Origin of the sequence: Streptomyces sp. NPDC015139 (assembly GCF_043079785.1) — a bacterium.
Lineage (GTDB): Bacteria > Actinomycetota > Actinomycetes > Streptomycetales > Streptomycetaceae > Streptomyces > Streptomyces albidocamelliae.
In genome coordinates this window covers 14,471-31,597 of the sequence record NZ_JBIBUW010000019.1, presented here as the reverse complement: position 1 = coordinate 31,597, position 17,127 = coordinate 14,471, and the positions used below count along the sequence as shown (strand labels likewise).

14 protein-coding genes are annotated in these 17,127 nt (G+C 70.9%); 5 read left to right on the top strand and 9 right to left on the bottom strand.

Annotated features, from left to right (window positions below):
- Position 1 precedes the first annotated feature (1 nt).
- Positions 2 to 2,527 carry an ATP-dependent Clp protease ATP-binding subunit gene (locus tag ACF08B_RS34600; RefSeq protein ID WP_073901053.1) on the top strand — a complete coding sequence of 842 codons (2,526 nt, stop codon included), beginning with the start codon at positions 2 to 4 and terminating at the stop codon, positions 2,525 to 2,527.
- Between the two features lie 98 nt (positions 2,528 to 2,625).
- Here the strand turns inward: ACF08B_RS34600 and ACF08B_RS34595 are convergent, their stop codons facing one another.
- On the bottom strand, positions 2,626 to 3,240 hold the full coding sequence (locus ACF08B_RS34595) for an HAD family acid phosphatase (RefSeq protein ID WP_392321004.1): 615 nt from the start codon (positions 3,238 to 3,240) through the stop codon (positions 2,626 to 2,628).
- A 568-nt stretch (positions 3,241 to 3,808) separates the two neighbouring features.
- Between ACF08B_RS34595 and ACF08B_RS34590 the strand changes: the two genes are divergently transcribed.
- The gene (locus ACF08B_RS34590) at positions 3,809 to 4,360 is read left to right on the top strand and encodes a M23 family metallopeptidase (protein WP_392321003.1); all 552 of its coding nucleotides are present in this window, start codon (positions 3,809 to 3,811) and stop codon (positions 4,358 to 4,360) included.
- Between the two features lies 1 nt (position 4,361).
- Here the strand turns inward: ACF08B_RS34590 and ACF08B_RS34585 are convergent, their stop codons facing one another.
- Positions 4,362 to 4,961 (bottom strand): TetR/AcrR family transcriptional regulator, encoded by a 600-nt coding sequence (locus ACF08B_RS34585; protein ID WP_073901047.1) that lies wholly within the window; start codon positions 4,959 to 4,961, stop codon positions 4,362 to 4,364.
- Between the two features lie 124 nt (positions 4,962 to 5,085).
- Between ACF08B_RS34585 and ACF08B_RS34580 the strand changes: the two genes are divergently transcribed.
- The gene (locus ACF08B_RS34580; protein WP_392321002.1) at positions 5,086 to 6,660 is read left to right on the top strand and encodes an MDR family MFS transporter; all 1,575 of its coding nucleotides are present in this window, start codon (positions 5,086 to 5,088) and stop codon (positions 6,658 to 6,660) included.
- Positions 6,661 to 7,027: 367 nt separating this feature from the next.
- Here the strand turns inward: ACF08B_RS34580 and cseC are convergent, their stop codons facing one another.
- The 5 genes from cseC to ACF08B_RS34555 form a co-directional block, all read right to left on the bottom strand.
- On the bottom strand, positions 7,028 to 8,380 hold the full coding sequence (cseC, locus tag ACF08B_RS34575) for a two-component system sensor histidine kinase CseC (protein ID WP_392321070.1): 1,353 nt from the start codon (positions 8,378 to 8,380) through the stop codon (positions 7,028 to 7,030).
- 13 nt (positions 8,381 to 8,393) lie between these two features.
- Positions 8,394 to 9,098, bottom strand: coding sequence for a two-component system response regulator CseB (gene cseB, locus ACF08B_RS34570; protein ID WP_093476702.1), 705 nt, complete (start codon positions 9,096 to 9,098; stop codon positions 8,394 to 8,396).
- Positions 9,099 to 9,133: 35 nt separating this feature from the next.
- Positions 9,134 to 9,727 (bottom strand): hypothetical protein, encoded by a 594-nt coding sequence (locus tag ACF08B_RS34565; RefSeq protein ID WP_392171348.1) that lies wholly within the window; start codon positions 9,725 to 9,727, stop codon positions 9,134 to 9,136.
- Between the two features lie 41 nt (positions 9,728 to 9,768).
- Complete coding sequence (locus ACF08B_RS34560) at positions 9,769 to 10,308, bottom strand: SigE family RNA polymerase sigma factor (protein WP_073901040.1); 540 nt, start codon at positions 10,306 to 10,308, stop codon at positions 9,769 to 9,771.
- 272 nt (positions 10,309 to 10,580) lie between these two features.
- On the bottom strand, positions 10,581 to 11,456 hold the full coding sequence (locus ACF08B_RS34555; RefSeq protein WP_392321001.1) for an A/G-specific adenine glycosylase: 876 nt from the start codon (positions 11,454 to 11,456) through the stop codon (positions 10,581 to 10,583).
- Positions 11,457 to 11,636: 180 nt separating this feature from the next.
- Between ACF08B_RS34555 and ACF08B_RS34550 the strand changes: the two genes are divergently transcribed.
- Positions 11,637 to 12,470, top strand: a complete 834-nt coding sequence (locus ACF08B_RS34550) for a hypothetical protein (RefSeq protein ID WP_392321000.1) — start codon at positions 11,637 to 11,639, stop codon at positions 12,468 to 12,470.
- A gap of 111 nt (positions 12,471 to 12,581) precedes the next feature.
- Here ACF08B_RS34550 and disA read toward each other — a convergent pair whose 3' ends face one another.
- Positions 12,582 to 13,706 carry a DNA integrity scanning diadenylate cyclase DisA gene (disA, locus tag ACF08B_RS34545; RefSeq protein WP_073901036.1) on the bottom strand — a complete coding sequence of 375 codons (1,125 nt, stop codon included), beginning with the start codon at positions 13,704 to 13,706 and terminating at the stop codon, positions 12,582 to 12,584.
- An 80-nt stretch (positions 13,707 to 13,786) separates the two neighbouring features.
- Positions 13,787 to 15,196, bottom strand: a complete 1,410-nt coding sequence (gene radA / locus ACF08B_RS34540; protein ID WP_392320999.1) for a DNA repair protein RadA — start codon at positions 15,194 to 15,196, stop codon at positions 13,787 to 13,789.
- Between the two features lie 197 nt (positions 15,197 to 15,393).
- Here radA and ACF08B_RS34535 point away from each other — a divergent pair, with 197 nt between their 5' ends.
- Positions 15,394 to 17,073 (top strand): hypothetical protein, encoded by a 1,680-nt coding sequence (locus tag ACF08B_RS34535; protein WP_392320998.1) that lies wholly within the window; start codon positions 15,394 to 15,396, stop codon positions 17,071 to 17,073.
- Positions 17,074 to 17,127 lie beyond the last annotated feature (54 nt).

Here is a 17,127-nt window from a genome sequence, read left to right as displayed (position 1 = left end):
GATGTTCGAGAGGTTCACCGACCGCGCGCGGCGGGTTGTCGTCCTGGCTCAGGAAGAAGCCCGGATGCTCAACCACAACTACATCGGCACCGAGCACATCCTCCTGGGTCTCATCCACGAGGGCGAAGGTGTCGCCGCTAAGGCCCTGGAGAGCCTCGGCATTTCGCTTGAGGCGGTCCGCCAGCAGGTGGAGGAGATCATCGGTCAGGGCCAGCAGGCCCCGTCCGGGCACATCCCCTTCACCCCCCGTGCCAAGAAGGTCCTGGAGCTGTCGCTCCGCGAGGCCCTTCAGCTGGGCCACAACTACATCGGCACGGAGCACATCCTGCTCGGCCTGATCCGTGAGGGCGAGGGCGTCGCCGCCCAGGTCCTGGTCAAGCTCGGCGCAGACCTCAACCGGGTGCGGCAGCAGGTCATCCAGCTGCTCTCCGGTTACCAGGGCAAGGAGACGGCCACCGCCGGCGGCCCGGCCGAGGGCACCCCCTCGACCTCCCTGGTCCTGGACCAGTTCGGCCGGAACCTCACCCAGGCCGCTCGTGAGTCCAAGCTCGACCCGGTCATCGGGCGCGAGAAGGAGATCGAGCGGGTCATGCAGGTGCTGTCCCGCCGTACCAAGAACAACCCGGTGCTGATCGGTGAGCCCGGCGTCGGCAAGACCGCCGTCGTCGAGGGTCTCGCCCAGGCGATCGTCAAGGGCGAGGTGCCCGAGACGCTCAAGGACAAGCACCTCTACACGCTGGACCTCGGCGCCCTGGTCGCCGGCTCCCGCTACCGCGGTGACTTCGAGGAGCGCCTGAAGAAGGTCCTCAAGGAGATCCGCACCCGCGGCGACATCATCCTGTTCATCGACGAGCTGCACACGCTGGTCGGTGCGGGTGCCGCCGAGGGCGCCATCGACGCGGCCTCCATCCTGAAGCCGATGCTGGCCCGCGGTGAGCTGCAGACCATCGGTGCGACCACGCTGGACGAGTACCGCAAGCACCTGGAGAAGGACGCGGCCCTCGAACGCCGCTTCCAGCCCATCCAGGTCGCCGAGCCGTCCCTGCCGCACACGATCGAGATCCTCAAGGGTCTGCGCGACCGGTACGAGGCGCACCACCGCGTCTCCATCACGGACGAGGCCCTGGTCCAGGCCGCCACCCTGGCCGACCGGTACATCTCGGACCGCTTCCTGCCGGACAAGGCGATCGACCTGATCGACGAGGCCGGTTCCCGGATGCGCATCCGCCGGATGACCGCGCCGCCGGACCTTCGCGAGTTCGACGAGAAGATCGCCGCCGTCCGCCGGGACAAGGAGTCCGCGATCGACTCGCAGGACTTCGAGAAGGCCGCCTCCCTGCGCGACAAGGAGAAGCAGCTCCTGGCCGCCAAGGCCAAGCGGGAGAAGGAGTGGAAGGCCGGCGACATGGACGTCGTCGCCGAGGTCGACGGCGAGCTGATCGCCGAGGTCCTCGCCACGGCCACCGGCATCCCGGTCTTCAAGCTGACCGAGGAGGAGTCCTCCCGCCTGCTGCGCATGGAGGACGAGCTCCACAAGCGGGTCATCGGCCAGGTCGACGCCGTCAAGGCGCTGTCGAAGGCGATCCGCCGTACGCGTGCCGGTCTGAAGGACCCGAAGCGCCCCGGTGGCTCGTTCATCTTCGCCGGCCCGTCCGGTGTCGGTAAGACCGAGCTGTCCAAGGCCCTCGCCGAGTTCCTCTTCGGTGACGAGGACGCGCTGATCTCCCTCGACATGTCGGAGTTCAGCGAGAAGCACACGGTGTCGCGTCTCTTCGGTTCGCCCCCCGGCTACGTGGGCTACGAAGAGGGCGGTCAGCTGACCGAGAAGGTCCGCCGCAAGCCGTTCTCCGTCGTCCTCTTCGACGAGGTCGAGAAGGCCCACCCGGACATCTTCAACTCGCTGCTGCAGATCCTGGAGGACGGTCGCCTGACCGACTCCCAGGGCCGGGTCGTGGACTTCAAGAACACGGTCATCATCATGACGACCAACCTCGGCACCCGGGACATCTCCAAGGGCTTCAACCTCGGCTTCGCCGCCGCGGGTGACACGAAGACCAACTACGAGCGCATGAAGAACAAGGTGTCGGACGAGCTCAAGCAGCACTTCCGCCCCGAGTTCCTCAACCGCGTCGACGACGTCGTCGTCTTCCCGCAGCTGACGCAGGAGGACATCCTGCGGATCGTCGACCTGATGATCAGCAAGGTGGACGAGCGCCTGAAGGACCGGGACATGGGCATCGAGCTCTCCCAGTCCGCCAAGGAGCTGCTGGCCAAGAAGGGCTACGACCCGGTGCTGGGTGCGCGTCCGCTGCGCCGCACGATCCAGCGCGAGGTCGAGGACACGCTCTCCGAGAAGATCCTCTTCGGCGAGCTGCGTCCCGGTCACATCGTGGTCGTGGACACCGAGGGCGAGGGCGATGCCCGGACCTTCACCTTCCGCGGTGAGGAGAAGTCGGCGCTGCCCGACGTCCCGCCGATCGAGCAGGCGGCCGGCGGTGCCGGTCCGAACCTGAGCAAGGACGCGTAGGCGTCCGGGCGATGCCCCAAGGGGCCGGTGCTTTCGCACCGGCCCCTTTCGCATGCCCGGGTGATACGCCGCCCTACGGCTGCCTCAGAAGTGTCGTTCTACGACAACTGGCCGTTGTAGTCGGGCAGTTTGTACGTCGTCTCGGCGTGGCCGCCCGAGAGGTCGGTGGCGCTGTTGCCGATGTTCGCGATGATCGTGTAGCCCTGGTTCTCGATGCCGACGCGCTGGGCGGTCTTGTAGGCGGCGACGTCCTTGAAGAGGTCGAGGAGACCGCGCACGTAGAGCCCGGATACGTCGTAGCCGTCGTGTTCGAGGTTGTACTCGGTGGGCCAGTAGACGATGCCCGGCCGGGCGGTCACGAAGAACAGCTTGACGCCGTGCTCCTGGGCGTAGCGGGCGACGTTCAGCACCGGCTTGTTGGCCGGCTGCGGGAAGCTGAAGCCGAAGTCGGTCTCCAGCGTGGTGTTGTCGATGTCGAAGACGATCGCCTGCTTCTCGCCGGGCTTCGCGGCGGCGATGCGCTGCTTCAGGTAGGGCAGGGCGTCGTTCATGACGGTCTGGCAGTCCTGCTGCCAGGTCGCGTAGTCGACCTTGGCGGCAGCGCCGGCGGTGCTGCTCGTGGTCGCGGCCTCGGCCGGGGCGGCCATCGCGGCCAGGGCGGCCACGGAGACGGTGGTCACGGATATGCGGCGCGCCCAGGGGCGTCTGGTCATCGGTGGGGGTCCTCTCACGTCCGTACACGTGCCTGAATGTCAGGGGCATGATCTGAGGTGAGGGTGGCGCGAGAGGAACCGTAAGGTTACCGATGGGTAGGCGCCTAGGGGTCTGCGGCACTTTTCTTCGTGGGAATCGCGGAGACCTGGGTCACCTTTCCAGCGGATTTACGCGACCTGGGTCACGTTTGTCGGATGCATTCGAGAGGCCCAGGTCACATTCACGGGTGGGACACCGAGAGGCCCAGGTCACATTCGCCGGCCCTGCGCCCGGGCGGCCGGTGACATGGCGCACAGGGTAAATACCCCGTACTAAGCCGGATAGTGTCATACGTAATAGGGCAAAACGGACATATTAAAGAGGCTGAGCAGGAAACGGCCAGTTCACCCGGGTGGCGGAACGTGTCGGGTATGTCAAGAACTGGGCGAATTGGCCGACATCTACTACAGAGTGCCGTAGAACGGGGCTTTGTGGCGGCATGGGAAGTCGGGTTACCAATGAATGGCCCCACCGGCGAAAGTCAGTACGCCGGATGGTCGTTCCGTCCCCGAGCCCACGAGGTTTCGTATGTTCCAGCGCGTCACGTCCCGTTCTTCCCGTACGTCCTCGCTCCGCAACCGCGTGGCCGTCGTGGCTGCCGGCATCGGCGCCACGGCCGTCATGGGGGCCGGGGTCGCGAGCGCCGCCGCGCCGTCCGCCGCCTCCTGGGTGGACCCGGTGAAGAAGTACACGCTCTCGGCCAGCTTCATGCAGGCGGGCAGCCACTGGGTCGCCAAGCACAGCGGTCAGGACTTCGCCGTGCCGACCGGCACCGAGGTCATCGCCGCGCACGGCGGCACCGTCGTCAAGGCCGGCCCCAACGGCGCCGGTGACGGTCCCGCGTACGGCAACGCCGTCGTCATCAAGCATGGCAACGGCACGTACTCGCAGTACGCCCACCTGTCGCGCATCGACGTCAAGGTCGGGCAGATCGTGAAGACCGGCCAGCACATCGCCCTGTCCGGCTCCACCGGCAACTCGACCGGGCCGCACCTGCACTTCGAGATCCGCAAGACCCCGAACTACGGCTCGGCCGTCGACCCGGTCTCCTTCCTGCGCGCCCAGGGCGTGAAGGTCTGATCTAACCCTTGCCGTGGGCGCGCTCGTGCGCCTGCGTGACGAGGTCCAGGGCGACTTCGAGAACGGCCTCGCGCTTTTTCTCGGAGTCGCCTTCGAGGTCCTGCATCACGAACATCCCGGCGTGCAGCGTGAACATCGCGCTGATGGACCGCACCTGGTCCACGAGTTCGGCCTCGGGGTCGATCAGGATGTCCCGCAGGCCGCGCATCCGGTCCTTGAAGGTGTCGCCGATGCGCAGTTCCCGTACCGTCGCCTGGTTCTCCTGCATGAAGCGGAAGAGCGGTTCCGCCCCCGCGAGCGCCTGGCTGTAGCGGCGGACGATCTCCTGCTTGGTCTCCAGAGTGTGCGGCTGCTGTCTGCCCCACTCGATCAGGTCCAGGATCGGTTTCGTCAGGTCCTCGAAGAGGCTGACGATGATCTCTTCCTTCGTCTTGAAGTGGTAGTACAGAGCCGCCTTCGTGACGTCGAGGCGCTCGGCGATCTCGCGCAGGGAGGTCTTCTCGTACCCCTGCTCGGCGAAGAGCTCGAGCGCGACGTCCTGGATGCGCTGGCGGGTGTTTCCGCGGCGCTGCTGCTTGGTGCCGTCCATGGTGCCGCCCATCCTCGTACTCCTCGCGCTCCCAGGAAAACTTACTTGACGCCCGGCTAGTTACAGGTCTACCTTCCCAGTGTAGTGAACTAGCCGGGCGGCAAGTAAGTGCGCGCCGCAGGGGGAGTGGGAAGAGATGGCGGACACGGTGGAGAGTGTCGAGGGCAAAAAGCCCAGGAGCGTGCGGGTCGTCCTGCTCGCGCTCATGATCGCGATGATGCTCGCGATGCTGGACAACATGATCGTGGGTACGGCGATGCCCACGATCGTCGGTGAGCTGGGCGGCCTGGAGCACCTGTCCTGGGTGGTCACCGGCTACACCCTGGCCACCGCGGCCTCGACCCCGATCTGGGGCAAGGTCGGCGACATGTACGGGCGCAAGGGCGCCTTCCTCAGCTCGATCGTGATCTTCCTGATCGGCTCCGCGCTGAGCGGTATGGCCCAGAACATGGGCGAGCTCATCGGCTTCCGGGCCGTTCAGGGTCTCGGCGCCGGCGGTCTGATGGTCGGCGTCATGGCGATCATCGGCGACCTCATCCCGCCGCGCGAGCGCGGCAAGTACACGGGCATGATGGCCGGCGTCATGGCGCTGGCGATGATCGGCGGCCCCCTCGTCGGCGGCACCATCACCGACAACTGGGGCTGGCGCTGGTCCTTCTACATCAACCTGCCGCTCGGCGCGGTCGCCCTCGTCCTGGTCAGCGTCGTGCTGCACCTGCCGAAGAAGCGGGCCAAGGCGCGCATCGACTTCCTCGGCGTGGCACTGCTGACCGTCGGCATCACCTCGATCGTGCTGGTCACCACCTGGGGCGGCACGGAGTACGCGTGGACCTCCGCGCGGATCATGGAGCTGACCGGTATCGGCGTGGCCAGCCTGGTCGGGTTCGTGTTCTGGCAGACCAGGGCCGCCGAACCGGTGGTGCCGCTGCACATGTTCCGCAGCCGCAACTTCACCCTGATGTCGGTCATCGGCTTCATCACCGGCTTCGTGATGTTCGGCGCCACGCTGTTCCTGCCGCTGTACCAGCAGGCGGTGCAGGGTGCCTCCGCGACCAACTCGGGTCTGCTGCTCCTGCCCATGCTCGGCGCGATGCTCGTGACGTCGATGGTCGCCGGCCGGGTCACCACCAACAGTGGCCGCTACAAGATCTTCCCGATCGCCGGCGGCGCCCTGATGATCGTCGGTCTGTACCTGCTGTCGCTGATGGACACGGACACGACCCGGTTCACCTCCGGTGTCTACATGGCCGTACTGGGCCTCGGCATGGGCTGCCTGATGCAGACCACCATGCTGGTGGCGCAGAACAGCGTGGAGATGAAGGACATGGGCGTCGCGTCCTCGTCCACCACCCTGGTCCGTACGCTCGGCTCCTCCTTCGGTGTCGCCATCATGGGCGCCCTGTTCAACCACCGGGTCCAGGACGTCATGTCCGAGCGGGCCGGCGCCCTGGGCTCGAAGATCACCGAGCAGTCGGCGCAGCTGGACGCGGCGAGCCTCGCCAAGCTGCCGGCGGCGGCGCGGGAGGCGTACCAGCACGCGGTCTCCGCGGGCACGCACTCGGCGTTCGTGCTGGGCGCGGCCGTCGCGATCCCCGTGCTGATCGCCGCGTTCTTCGTGAAGGAAGTGCCTCTGCGCAGCGGTCCGCAGAAGCCGGCTCCCGCCGAGGGCGGCGAGGACGTCGCTCCGGCCGCCGTGATCGAGGCCGTCTGAACGAGTCCCCGGTGATCGAGCGCGTCTGACGATCGCCGACGAAGGCCCCCGGCCGGTGTCCGCCCCGGGGGCCTTCGCCATGCCCGGCGCCCGAACCGGCGCCGCCCCGGCCGTCGGTGTCCCGGACCGGATCCGCGGGTGCGCCGGGCCGGGACGCGACGGGCCGGGACCGGCGCCGCCGGGTGCGCCGGGTGCGCCGGACGGGGACGCGACGGGCCAGGACCAGGTCTCATGTGGCCGGGGACGCGTCGGACCTGGACCGGGGCCCATGTGGCCGAGAGGGGACGGGACGGGATCGGGTCCGACGTTGCCCGGGGCGTGCCTGGCGCCGAAGTGGCGTAACCCGGGGCGTGCCCGAGCGGCCGCGTCACCCGCCTCCCGACAGCGGCATCACCGGGTAGCTGCCCGTGTTCGTCGGGGCGTGCTCCGGGAGCCACAGCACGGCCACCGCGCCCTCCGCGGGGACATGGGCGGGGACTCCGGCGGGCCGCACGTTCCGGAACGTCAGGCGGGCGCCGAGCACTCGCGCCTGGCCGGCCGCGATGGTCAGGCCGAGCCCGTGTCCGGTGCCGGCGCGGTCCATGCTGCCGGTGCGGAACCGGCTCGGACCCTCGGCGAGCAGTTCCTCGGGGAAGCCGGGGCCATGGTCGCGGACCCGGATGACCCGGCCCTCCACGGTCACCTCGATCGGCGGCCGACCGTGCCGTGCCGCGTTGGCCAGCAGGTTGAACAGGACCCGCTCCAGGCGTCGCGGGTCGGTGGTGACCTCCGACTCGTGCACCACCCGTACGACGATGTCCGGGTCCTTGGCCGCCACCCGGCGGGCCACGAACTCGCCGAGCATGAGGTCCTGCAACTCCGCCCGCTCCGAGGCGCCGTCCAGCCGGGCCACCTCCAGGACGTCCTCGACCAGGGTGCGCATGGCCTTGGCGCGGTCCAGGACCAGCTCGGTCGGCCGGCCGGGGGGGAGCAGTTCGGCCGCGGTCAGCAGACCGGTCACCGGGGTGCGCAGCTCGTGCGCGATGTCGGCCGTGACCCGCCGTTCGGCCTCGATCCGCTGCTGGAGCGCGTCCGCCATGGCGTCCACCGCCCGCGCGAGATCGTCCGTCTCGTCGCGTACGACCCCGCCGATGGCCTTGCGCACCCGGACCTCGGCCTCGCCCTTGGCGACCTGGTTCGCGGCGGCCGCCGCCTTGCGCAGCCGCCGGGACAGCTGACCGCCGATCAGCACGCCCAGCGCGCTGCCGCCGAGCACGACCGCGACGGAACCGATCACCAGGGCCTGGTCCAGGTCCTTCATCATGTCGGTGCTGCGGTCCGGCATGTGGAGGTGCACGGACAGCACGTGACCGCCCTTGACGGGTACGGCCGCCCAGATGTCCGGCACCCCGTCGTGCTCGGCCACGTCACTGGCCCGGCGGCCCTGTTCGACCTTCTCGCGCAGGGTGGCCGGCAGTCCCGCGTCGTCGATCTTGATGTAGGGGAAGGTCGGTCCCCGGTTCAGCTCGTAGTTGCGCTGGGCCAGCAGCAGGCGTTCGTTGGCCAGTTCGCGCGCGTTGTCCAGCATCGAGACACGGGCCGCGTTGTGCACGACCAGGCTGAGCACGATCGCCACCAGACCGGCCACCAGCGCGATCGCCGCGCTGAGCTTCCATCTGAGCCCGGTGCGCAGACCGGCCCGCTCCATGTGCCGGACCGGGTGCCGAAGGATCCCCCGCATCATGCCGCTCCGCTCAGGCCTTCAGCTTGTAACCGAAGCCGCGGACCGTCTCGATCCGGTCCTGGCCGATCTTCTGCCGCAGCCGCTGCACATGCACGTCGACGACCCGGGTGTCCCCGCCCCAGCCGTAGTCCCACACCCGCTCCAGCAGCTTGTCGCGGGAGAGCACGGAGCCCGGCGCGGAGGAGAACTCCAGCAGCAACCGCATCTCGGTCGGGGTCAGCGCCACCGGCCGGCCGGCCCGGCGCACCTCCATGCCGTCGGTGTCGACCTCCAGGTCGCCGAAGGCGAGCGTGCCGCCGTTCACCGGGTCGGCGGACTCCCCGGCCTGCGCGGCACCGCCGGCGTGCCCGAAGCGCCGCAGCACCGCGCGGATCCGCGCGACCAGCACGGCACCGTCGAACGGCTTGGTCACGTAGTCGTCCGCACCCGCCTCCAGGCCGAGGACCACGTCGATGGAGTCGGCGCGCGCGGACAGCATGATCACCGGCACGGTGGACTCGTCCCGGATGCGGCGGCACAGGCTCACGCCGTCCAGGCCCGGCACCATGACGTCCAGCAGCGCGATGTCGGGACGGTCCGCCCGGAACGCCTCCAGTCCCGACAGGCCGTCGGGCATCGCGGTGACCGCGAAGCCGTCCCGCTCCAGCGCGAGTTGGGTGGCCTCGCGGATGACGTCGTCGTCCTCGACGAACAGGACGTGGGTCTGGTCTGCCATCCCGGTGCTCTCAGTCCTCGTGATCGTGTGGGGGGTCAGTCGTCCGCCGCGCCGGAGTCGGCGCCGGTCTTGCTGTAGTCGGTCTCGTGGATCTGTGTCTGGACGAAGCGCCCCGACCGCCAGCCGTACGTGATCACGGTCTCCCTCGACGGGTTCGACACCGGATTGTCCGTGTCGTAGACCTGCTTGGTCACGGTCAGGTCGGCGCCGTCGATCTCCGCGTAGACCGGCGACTCCTCGTTCTTGAAGACGTTCGTGAACGTGCCGTTCTCCTCGCGGTACACGTACGTGGCGATGCCCACGTAGTCACCGCAGGTCGTCACGTTGACCAGGACGTCGTTGACGGATCCGCCGGTCAGGTCGCCGTAGGTGACGTCGACCGGGTAGTCGTCGCCGCTGCACGGCTTCAGCTCCCGCTTCACCGTCCCGGACACCGCCGGATCCTTCTTGATCAGGTCGACCGCGTCCACCCGCCGGTACTTCTCGGACGGGCTCGGCGAGGGGGAGGCGACGGCGCCCGCCACCGCGGACGCGTGCGCCGGGCCCTCGTCCCGGGGCCCCGTCCCCCCGGCACCGCAGGCGGCGACGAAAAGGGCGAGGGCGGCGATCGAGGCCACCGCCGCGATCACCGCCAATGAACTCCCTCGGGCCCGGTCGGGCCCGGCCCCGGTCAGGCCGCGCAACGCTCCTGCTCCTCACGCTCCAGCGCGCGTGCGTCCAGATCGCGGGCCTCCAGCTCCTCGCGGAGCCGGGCGAGCGCCCGGTGCAGCGTGCTCTTGACCGTTCCGGCCGACATGCCGAGGGCGGCGGCCGTCTCCTCCGTGGACATCTGCTCCCAGTGTCGCAGCACCACGACACTGCGCTGCTTCGGTGCCAGCACCTTCATGATGTCCATCAGCAGGGCCCGGTCGGCGTGCTGCTCGGTGGAGTCGTCCACGGACGCGTCCGGCAGCTGCTCGGTCGGGACCTCCTCCAGCTTGCGCGCCCGCCACCACTCGGTCCGCGTGTTGATCATGACCCGGCGCAGGTAGGCGTCGGCGAGCCGCTTGTCGGCGATGCCGTCCCAGCGGCCGTACGTCCGCACCAGCGCGGTCTGCAGCAGGTCCTGGGCGTCGACCGGGTCCGGCACCAGTCGGCGGGCGCTGCGCAGCAGCGCGTCCTGCCGGGTGCGGACGTACTCCTCGAATTCGAGCACCTCGCCCTGCGCCATGATCAACCGCCTCCGTTCCCCGTTCACCCCGGATCGCGTCCGGAGTCCTTCAGTCCCCGTGTCCCGTGGTCTGCCGGGCACGGAGAAGAAGCTACGGAGCGGTTGTCACGGGGCTGTGCGGACCAGCCTGCGGCTAGCAATCGGCTGTCCGTCGGTTGTGTAACGGAAGGAGGAAACGGGTAAAGCGAGTGACCTGAATGTCCCTTTATCTAGCGCTTTGTCGGGCTGAGGGCTTCGTAACGAACCCCCGTCGGCCGTGACTTGGCCGCCCGTCAGGTCGACGGCAGCCGGTACAGACCGCCCGCCAGCGGCTCCACCAGACCGTCGGTGACGAGCCCGTCGAGCGCGCGGGCGCGCTGCACCGGCTCGTGCCACACCCGGTCCAGGACCGTCTGCGGCACCGGCGCGTGCGCCTCCCGCAGCACGGCGAGCAGCTTGCCGCGCACCTGCCGGTCGGTGCCCGCGTACGTCTGCCCGCGACGCGGCGGGCCGGCGTGCTCCGGCTTGCCGGCGAGCCGCCAGGCGCACTGCGCGGCGATCGGGCACCGGGCGCAGCCCTCGTTCCGTGCCGTGCACACCAGCGCGCCCAGCTCCATGGAGGCGGCGGCCCAGCGGGCGGCGGTCCCGTCGTCCTCCGGGAGCAGTTCCCGGGCCAGGCGCCGTTCGGCCGCCGTGGTCGCGTTCGGCGGGTACTGCACACCCGTCACCGCCCGGGCGAGGACCCGGCGCACATTGGTGTCCAGTACCGGGTGCCGCTGCCCGTAGGCGAACGAGGCGACGGCGGCGGCCGTGTACTCGCCGATGCCGGGCAGGGCCAGCAGCTGCGCGTGGTCCGTCGGTACGTCGCCGCCGTGCCGTTCCGTTATGGCGACCGCGGCGCCGTGCAGCCGCAGGGCCCGGCGGGGATAGCCGAGCCGGCCCCAGGCGCGCACCGCCTCGCCCGGGGCCTCCTTCGCGAGGTCGGCGGGGCGGGGCCAGCGGGCCAGCCACTGCTCGTAGACGGGCAGCACTCGGCTGACGGGGGTCTGCTGGAGCATGAACTCGCTGACCATCACACCCCACGGGCCCGCCTCCGGGCGGCGCCAGGGGAGGTCGCGGGCGTGGGCGTCGAACCAGGCGATCACGGGGGCGTGAAGCTTCTCAGTCATGGCCTTCCGATCCTGCCACGGCTCGGCGGGTGCCGGGTGTGACGGCGCGGTGACCGAACGTCGCGAAACGTGAAGAAGCCCGCCGCCGACGTCAGTTGCCGGGATGATGATCCGGAAAAGTTGGTGCGGGCGCGGCGGGTGGGGCCAGCAAGCGTCACGATCTCTCGTAAAGTTTGCGCCGTGGGATCTCTGCGCAATCCGGTCGGGCCGCTTCCCTCCACCATCTACTGGCGTCGGAGGGCCGTACTGCTGTCCGTGGTCGCCCTGTTGGCGCTGCTGGTCACGTGGATCGTGACCTTCGGCGGCGGTGGCGGCAAGAAGGGCGCCGACGGGGCCGACGGCAAGAATCCCCAGCACACCATCACGCCGGGCCCCACCCCCTCGGGGTCCGCGATCAGCCAACACCCGGGCGGACGCGACGAGTCGGGCGGTGGGGACTCCGACGGGAGCGGTTCCGGCACCGGTGGCGACGGCGGCGGTGGCGCGGACGCGGGGTCGTCGGGGTCCGCCGGTTCCGGGGGTTCGGGCGACGGCTCGGGGTCCGGCTCCGGCTCTGGTTCCGGTGCCGGGAACGTCGGCACGGGCGACGCCATCCCGGCGTCCTCGTCACTGCGCAACTGCTCCGCCGGATCGCTGGTGTTGAGTCTGCGCAGCCTGCACAACTCCTACTCGCCGGACCAGACGCCGACTTTCGAACTCACCGCGAAGAACAGCGCGTCCGAGGACTGCAAGGTTGATCTCGGGCCGAGGAACGCGGTGTTGACGATCACCCCGGCGGACGGGGACGACGCGTACTGGTCGTCGGACGACTGCCCCAAGGGAGCCGGGAGCCTGCTGTTCCGGGTGACCGCGGGCAAGAGCATCACGTACACCGTGACGTGGGACCGCAAGCCGAGCGCCGCCCACTGTGCGACGCCCCCCGCGGGCTCGGCGAAGGCGGGCACCTACCTGCTGGAGGCCAAGGCGCCGGGCCTCACCAAGACCCAGGCGTCCTTCGTCCTGTCCGCGGACTAGACACCACCGGAGCGCCCCGAAGGGGCGCGGGGAACCGCGCGGCAAGCCACGACGCCCCCGCAGCCGCGGGACGGCAACGCCCCCCGAGCCGGTGGGCGCCCCGGCCGGGTCTCAGACGTACCGCTCCAGGATGGACGACTCCGCCAGCCGGGACAGACCCTCGCGCACGCTCCGCGCCCGGGCCTCGCCGACCCCGTCCACGGTCTGCAGATCGTCGACGCTCGCGGCGAGCAGCTTCTGCAGACCGCCGAAGTGCTCCACCAGGCGGTCGATGATCGCGCCCGGCAGCCTCGGAACCTTGGCCAGCAGCCGGAAGCCGCGCGGGGACACCGCGGAGTCGAGCGTCTCGGGAGAGCCGGTGTAGCCCAGCGCCCGCGCCACCGTGCCGAGTTCGAGAAGCTCCGCGTGGGTCAGGGCGTCCAGCTCGGCCAGCGCCTCGTCGACGGTGCGGGAGCGCTTCGCCGTCGGCTCGGGGACGTAGTCCCGGACGACCAGCTCGCGGTCGGGCTCCACCCCCGCGATCAACTCCTCCAGCTGCAGCGCGAGGAGACGTCCGTCCGTGCCCAGTTCGACCACGTATTCGGCGATTTCGGTGGCGATGCGCCGGACCATCTCCAGTCGCTGGGCGACCGCCGACACGTCCCGGACCGTGACCAGGTCCTCGATCTCCAGCGCCGACAGCGTGCCCGCGACCTCGTCCAGGCGGAGCTTGTACCGCTCCAGCGTGGCGAGCGCCTGGTTCGCGCGGGACAGGATCGCCGCGGAGTCCTCCAGGACCCGGCGCTGACCGTCCACGTACAGGGCGATCAGCCGCATCGACTGGGAGACCGACACCACAGGGAAGCCGACCTGCTTGCTCACCCGGTCCGCCGTACGGTGCCGCGTGCCCGTCTCCTCCGTGGGGATCGTCGGGTCCGGCACCAGCTGGACGCCCGCGCGCAGGATCTTCGACAGGTCCGAGGACAGCACGATGCCGCCGTCCAGCTTGCACAGCTCCCGCAGCCGGGTCGCGGCGAACTCGACGTCCAGGACGAAACCGCCCGTGCACATCGCCTCGACCGTCTTGTCCGAGCCGAGCACGATGAGACCGCCGGTGTTGCCGCGCAGCACCCGCTCCAGGCCGTCGCGCAGGGCCGTACCCGGAGCCACGGCACTCAGCGAGGCGCGCATCAGGCGATCGGAACCGGCACTCCCACCGGACTTTCCGGGAGCTGCTGCCCGGTCATTGGCTGCCACTGCACTCCTCCGGTCGCAGGTTCTGGGCGCTGCCGTCGTGCGCACTCTGTTCGTACGGACGGGCGAGACCTGGGCAAAGTCTACCGGCGCTCCTCCGACTCCCGTGGGGCCTCTCGGCGACGGGAGCGCGGCAGCACCCGGAGCGCGTCTCCCATGTCGGCGACTTCCAGCACCTTCATACCGGCCGGCACCTTGCCCGGATCGGTCGGCACGAGCGCGTGCGTGAAGCCCAGCCGGTGCGCCTCGGCGAGCCTGCGCTGCACCCCCGTGACCCGTCTGACCTCCCCGGCGAGCCCCACCTCGCCGATGGCCACCAGGTTCTTCGGCAGCGGGGTGTCGCTCGCGGCGGACGCGAGCGCGAGCGCGATGGCGAGGTCCGCGGCCGGCTCCGAGAGCTTCACCCCGCCGACCGTCGCGGAGTAGATGTCGCGCTTGCCCAGCGCGCTGATCCGGCCGCGCTGCTCCAGCACGGCGAGCATCATCGACACCCGGGAGGTCTCCAGGCCCGACGTCGTGCGGCGCGGGGAGGGGATCTGGGAGTCGACGGTCAGCGCCTGCACCTCGGCCACCAGCGGGCGGCGGCCCTCCAGCGTGACCGTCAGACAGGTGCCGGGGACCGGTTCGGCGCGGCGGGTGAGGAAGAGACCGCTCGGGTCGGCGAGACCCGTGATGCCCTCGTCGTGCAGCTCGAAGCAGCCGACCTCGTCCGTCGCCCCGTAGCGGTTCTTCACGCCGCGCACCAGGCGCAGGCGGGCGTGCCGGTCGCCCTCGAAGTGCAGGACGACATCGACCAGGTGCTCCAGCAGGCGGGGGCCGGCGATCGCGCCGTCCTTCGTGACGTGGCCCACCAGGAGCGTGGACATGCCGCGTTCCTTGGAGGCGCGGATGAGGGCGCCCGCGACCTCCCGGACCTGGGCCATGCCGCCGGGCGCACCCTCGATCTCCGGGGAGGCCACCGTCTGCACCGAGTCGAGGATCAGCAGCGACGGCTTCACCTCGTCCAAGTGGCCGAGGACGGCGGACAGATCGGTCTCGGCCGCCAGATAGAGGTGGTCGTCGAGGGCGCCGATGCGGTCGGCGCGCAGCCGCACCTGGCTCGCGGACTCCTCACCGGTGACGTAGAGGGTGGGGTGCTCGGTGCTCGCGGACTTGGCGGCCACGTCCAGCAGGAGGGTGGACTTGCCGACGCCGGGCTCGCCCGCGAGGAGCACCACCGCGCCGGGCACGAGGCCGCCGCCGAGCACCCGGTCCAGCTCGGGCACCCCGGTGGAGCGGGCGGTGGCCTGGCGGCCGTCGACCTGGCCGATGGGCAGCGCGGAGCTGGTCACCCGGCCCGGCGCCGTCGTGCGGACCGCGGGCGCGCCGTACTCCTCGACCGTGCCCCAGGCCTGGCACTCGGGACAGCGGCCGAGCCACTTGGCCGTCTGCCAGCCGCACTCGGTGCAGCGGTAGGACGGGCGGTCCTTGGTGGTCTTGGTACGGGCAGCCATGCGGAAACCGTAGCCCGGAGCACTGACAACGGGACCGGGGGCCGCGTGTGGGTGGTCGGGTATCGGCCACCCTCCACCGGGATCCGGCCGCGGAATAAAAGGTTCCTGTCCCCTTATGAGGGATCGTTTCACCCGTACGGATTAAAAGTGCTCAAGGTTCCAGAAGGGGCACTCCGCCGCCGCCTACGGTCGCACGGGTGATGAGCAGCAGTCCGCAGACCACGACCCGCACGACCGGCGCGCACCGGGCGCACCGCGAGGCGCGCGACCGCGCCGCCGCGCGCACCCTGGCCCAGCGGCCGCCGGCGCGCTACGAGCCGTACCTGGACGGACTGTTCACCTACTGTCTGTCGGTGCTGTGCGACCACGACACGGCCACCGCCGCCCTCGGTGACGTCCTCGCCCTGGCGGAGCGGCGCGGGACCCGCGTCCCGGAGGCCGCGGGAGACCGCAGGGCCTGGCTGTACGCGCTGGCCCGCTGGGCGTGCCTGCGCAAGCTGGCCGAGGCCAAGCAGAAACGTCAGGCCTCCCACGCGGCGGGCCGGACGACGGCCGGTAAGGCGGTGCCGGAACCGCCCGTCGCCGTGGAGGTCCAGGAGCAGCGGCGCCGCGAACTGGCGCTGCTGGCCTGGCCGGAGGCGGCGGGCACCACCCCGGAGCAGCGCGAGGCCCTGGAGCTCGCCGTCCGCCATCGTCTCGCCGCCCACGAGGTCGCCGCGGTTCTCGGCATGGAACCCGCGGCCGCGCGCGAACTCCTCGCCACGGCCGCCTGCGAGGTCGAGCGGACCCGGGCCGCCCTCGCCGTCGTCGAGACCGGCGGCTGCCCGAGCGTGGCCCACCTCACCGGGGACAGCCGGCTCGTCCTGAGCACCGCACTGCGCCGGGAACTGGTCCGGCACGTCGACGACTGCCCGCGCTGCCGCCGCACCGCCGAGCGCGCCGTACCCGGCCGCTGGCCCGGTGCCACGGTCACCCCGGCGGAGCTGCCCGTCCTGGAGGCCCCCCGCGCCGCCCTGCACATGGCCCTCGCGCACCACTCACGCACGCGCGGCGCCGACGTGCCGCGTTTCGACCGGCGCGGCTTCCCGATGGACCCCAAGGACCGCGCGGCCCGCCGCGACCGCATCCGCGCGCGTGCCGTCACCACGACCGTCGTCGCCACGGTCGTCGCCGCACCGGTGCTCGCCCTCTGGGCGGCCTACCGGGGCGCCCCGGTGGGTGACGAGGACGGCCCCTCCGCCACCGCGCGGGAGGCGCAGGGCCCCGACGCCCTCGGCGGCGACACGGCCGGCGGCTACGAGAACGCGGGCAACGCGCGCGTGAAGCCCGGCGTCCGTATCGGCAAGGACGGCAAGCCGGACGTCTCCGTGGAGGTCGTGAGCGTCTCCGACGACGACGGCGAGGGTGCCGCGCGGCTCACGGTCGGCGCGGCGAACGCCGGCGACACCACCCTGATCACCCTGACCGCGTCCGGTTCCGGGAAGGTGCGCTGGTCCACGGCCACCTCGGCGGCCTGGCTCTACTTCAGCCGGTCCTCGGGGACCCTCGCCCCCGGCGAGACGGCGACGATCAAGGTGTACGTCGACCATCTGCGGGAGCCCTCCGGTCACTGGCGCGCGCGGGTGGCGGTCTCCCCGGCCGGTGCCGTGGTCACGATCGACGGCTACGGCACCGCGCCGAGCCGTCCCACGCCCCCGCAGTCGTCCGCCAGCCCCGATCCGACGCCGTCCGCCACGCCCCCCACCGACCCGCCCACCAGCGAGTCACCCGCACCGTCCACCCCGCCCGCGACCCCCAGCGACCCACCGCCGTCCGGCTCCCCGACCCCGACGCCCCCGCCGAGCGACAGCGAGCCACCGAGCCCGTCGGACAGCTAGCGGTGGACGCGAGGGGGGAGCCGGGGGCCGGGGCGGGGGACCGGCCGGGTCACC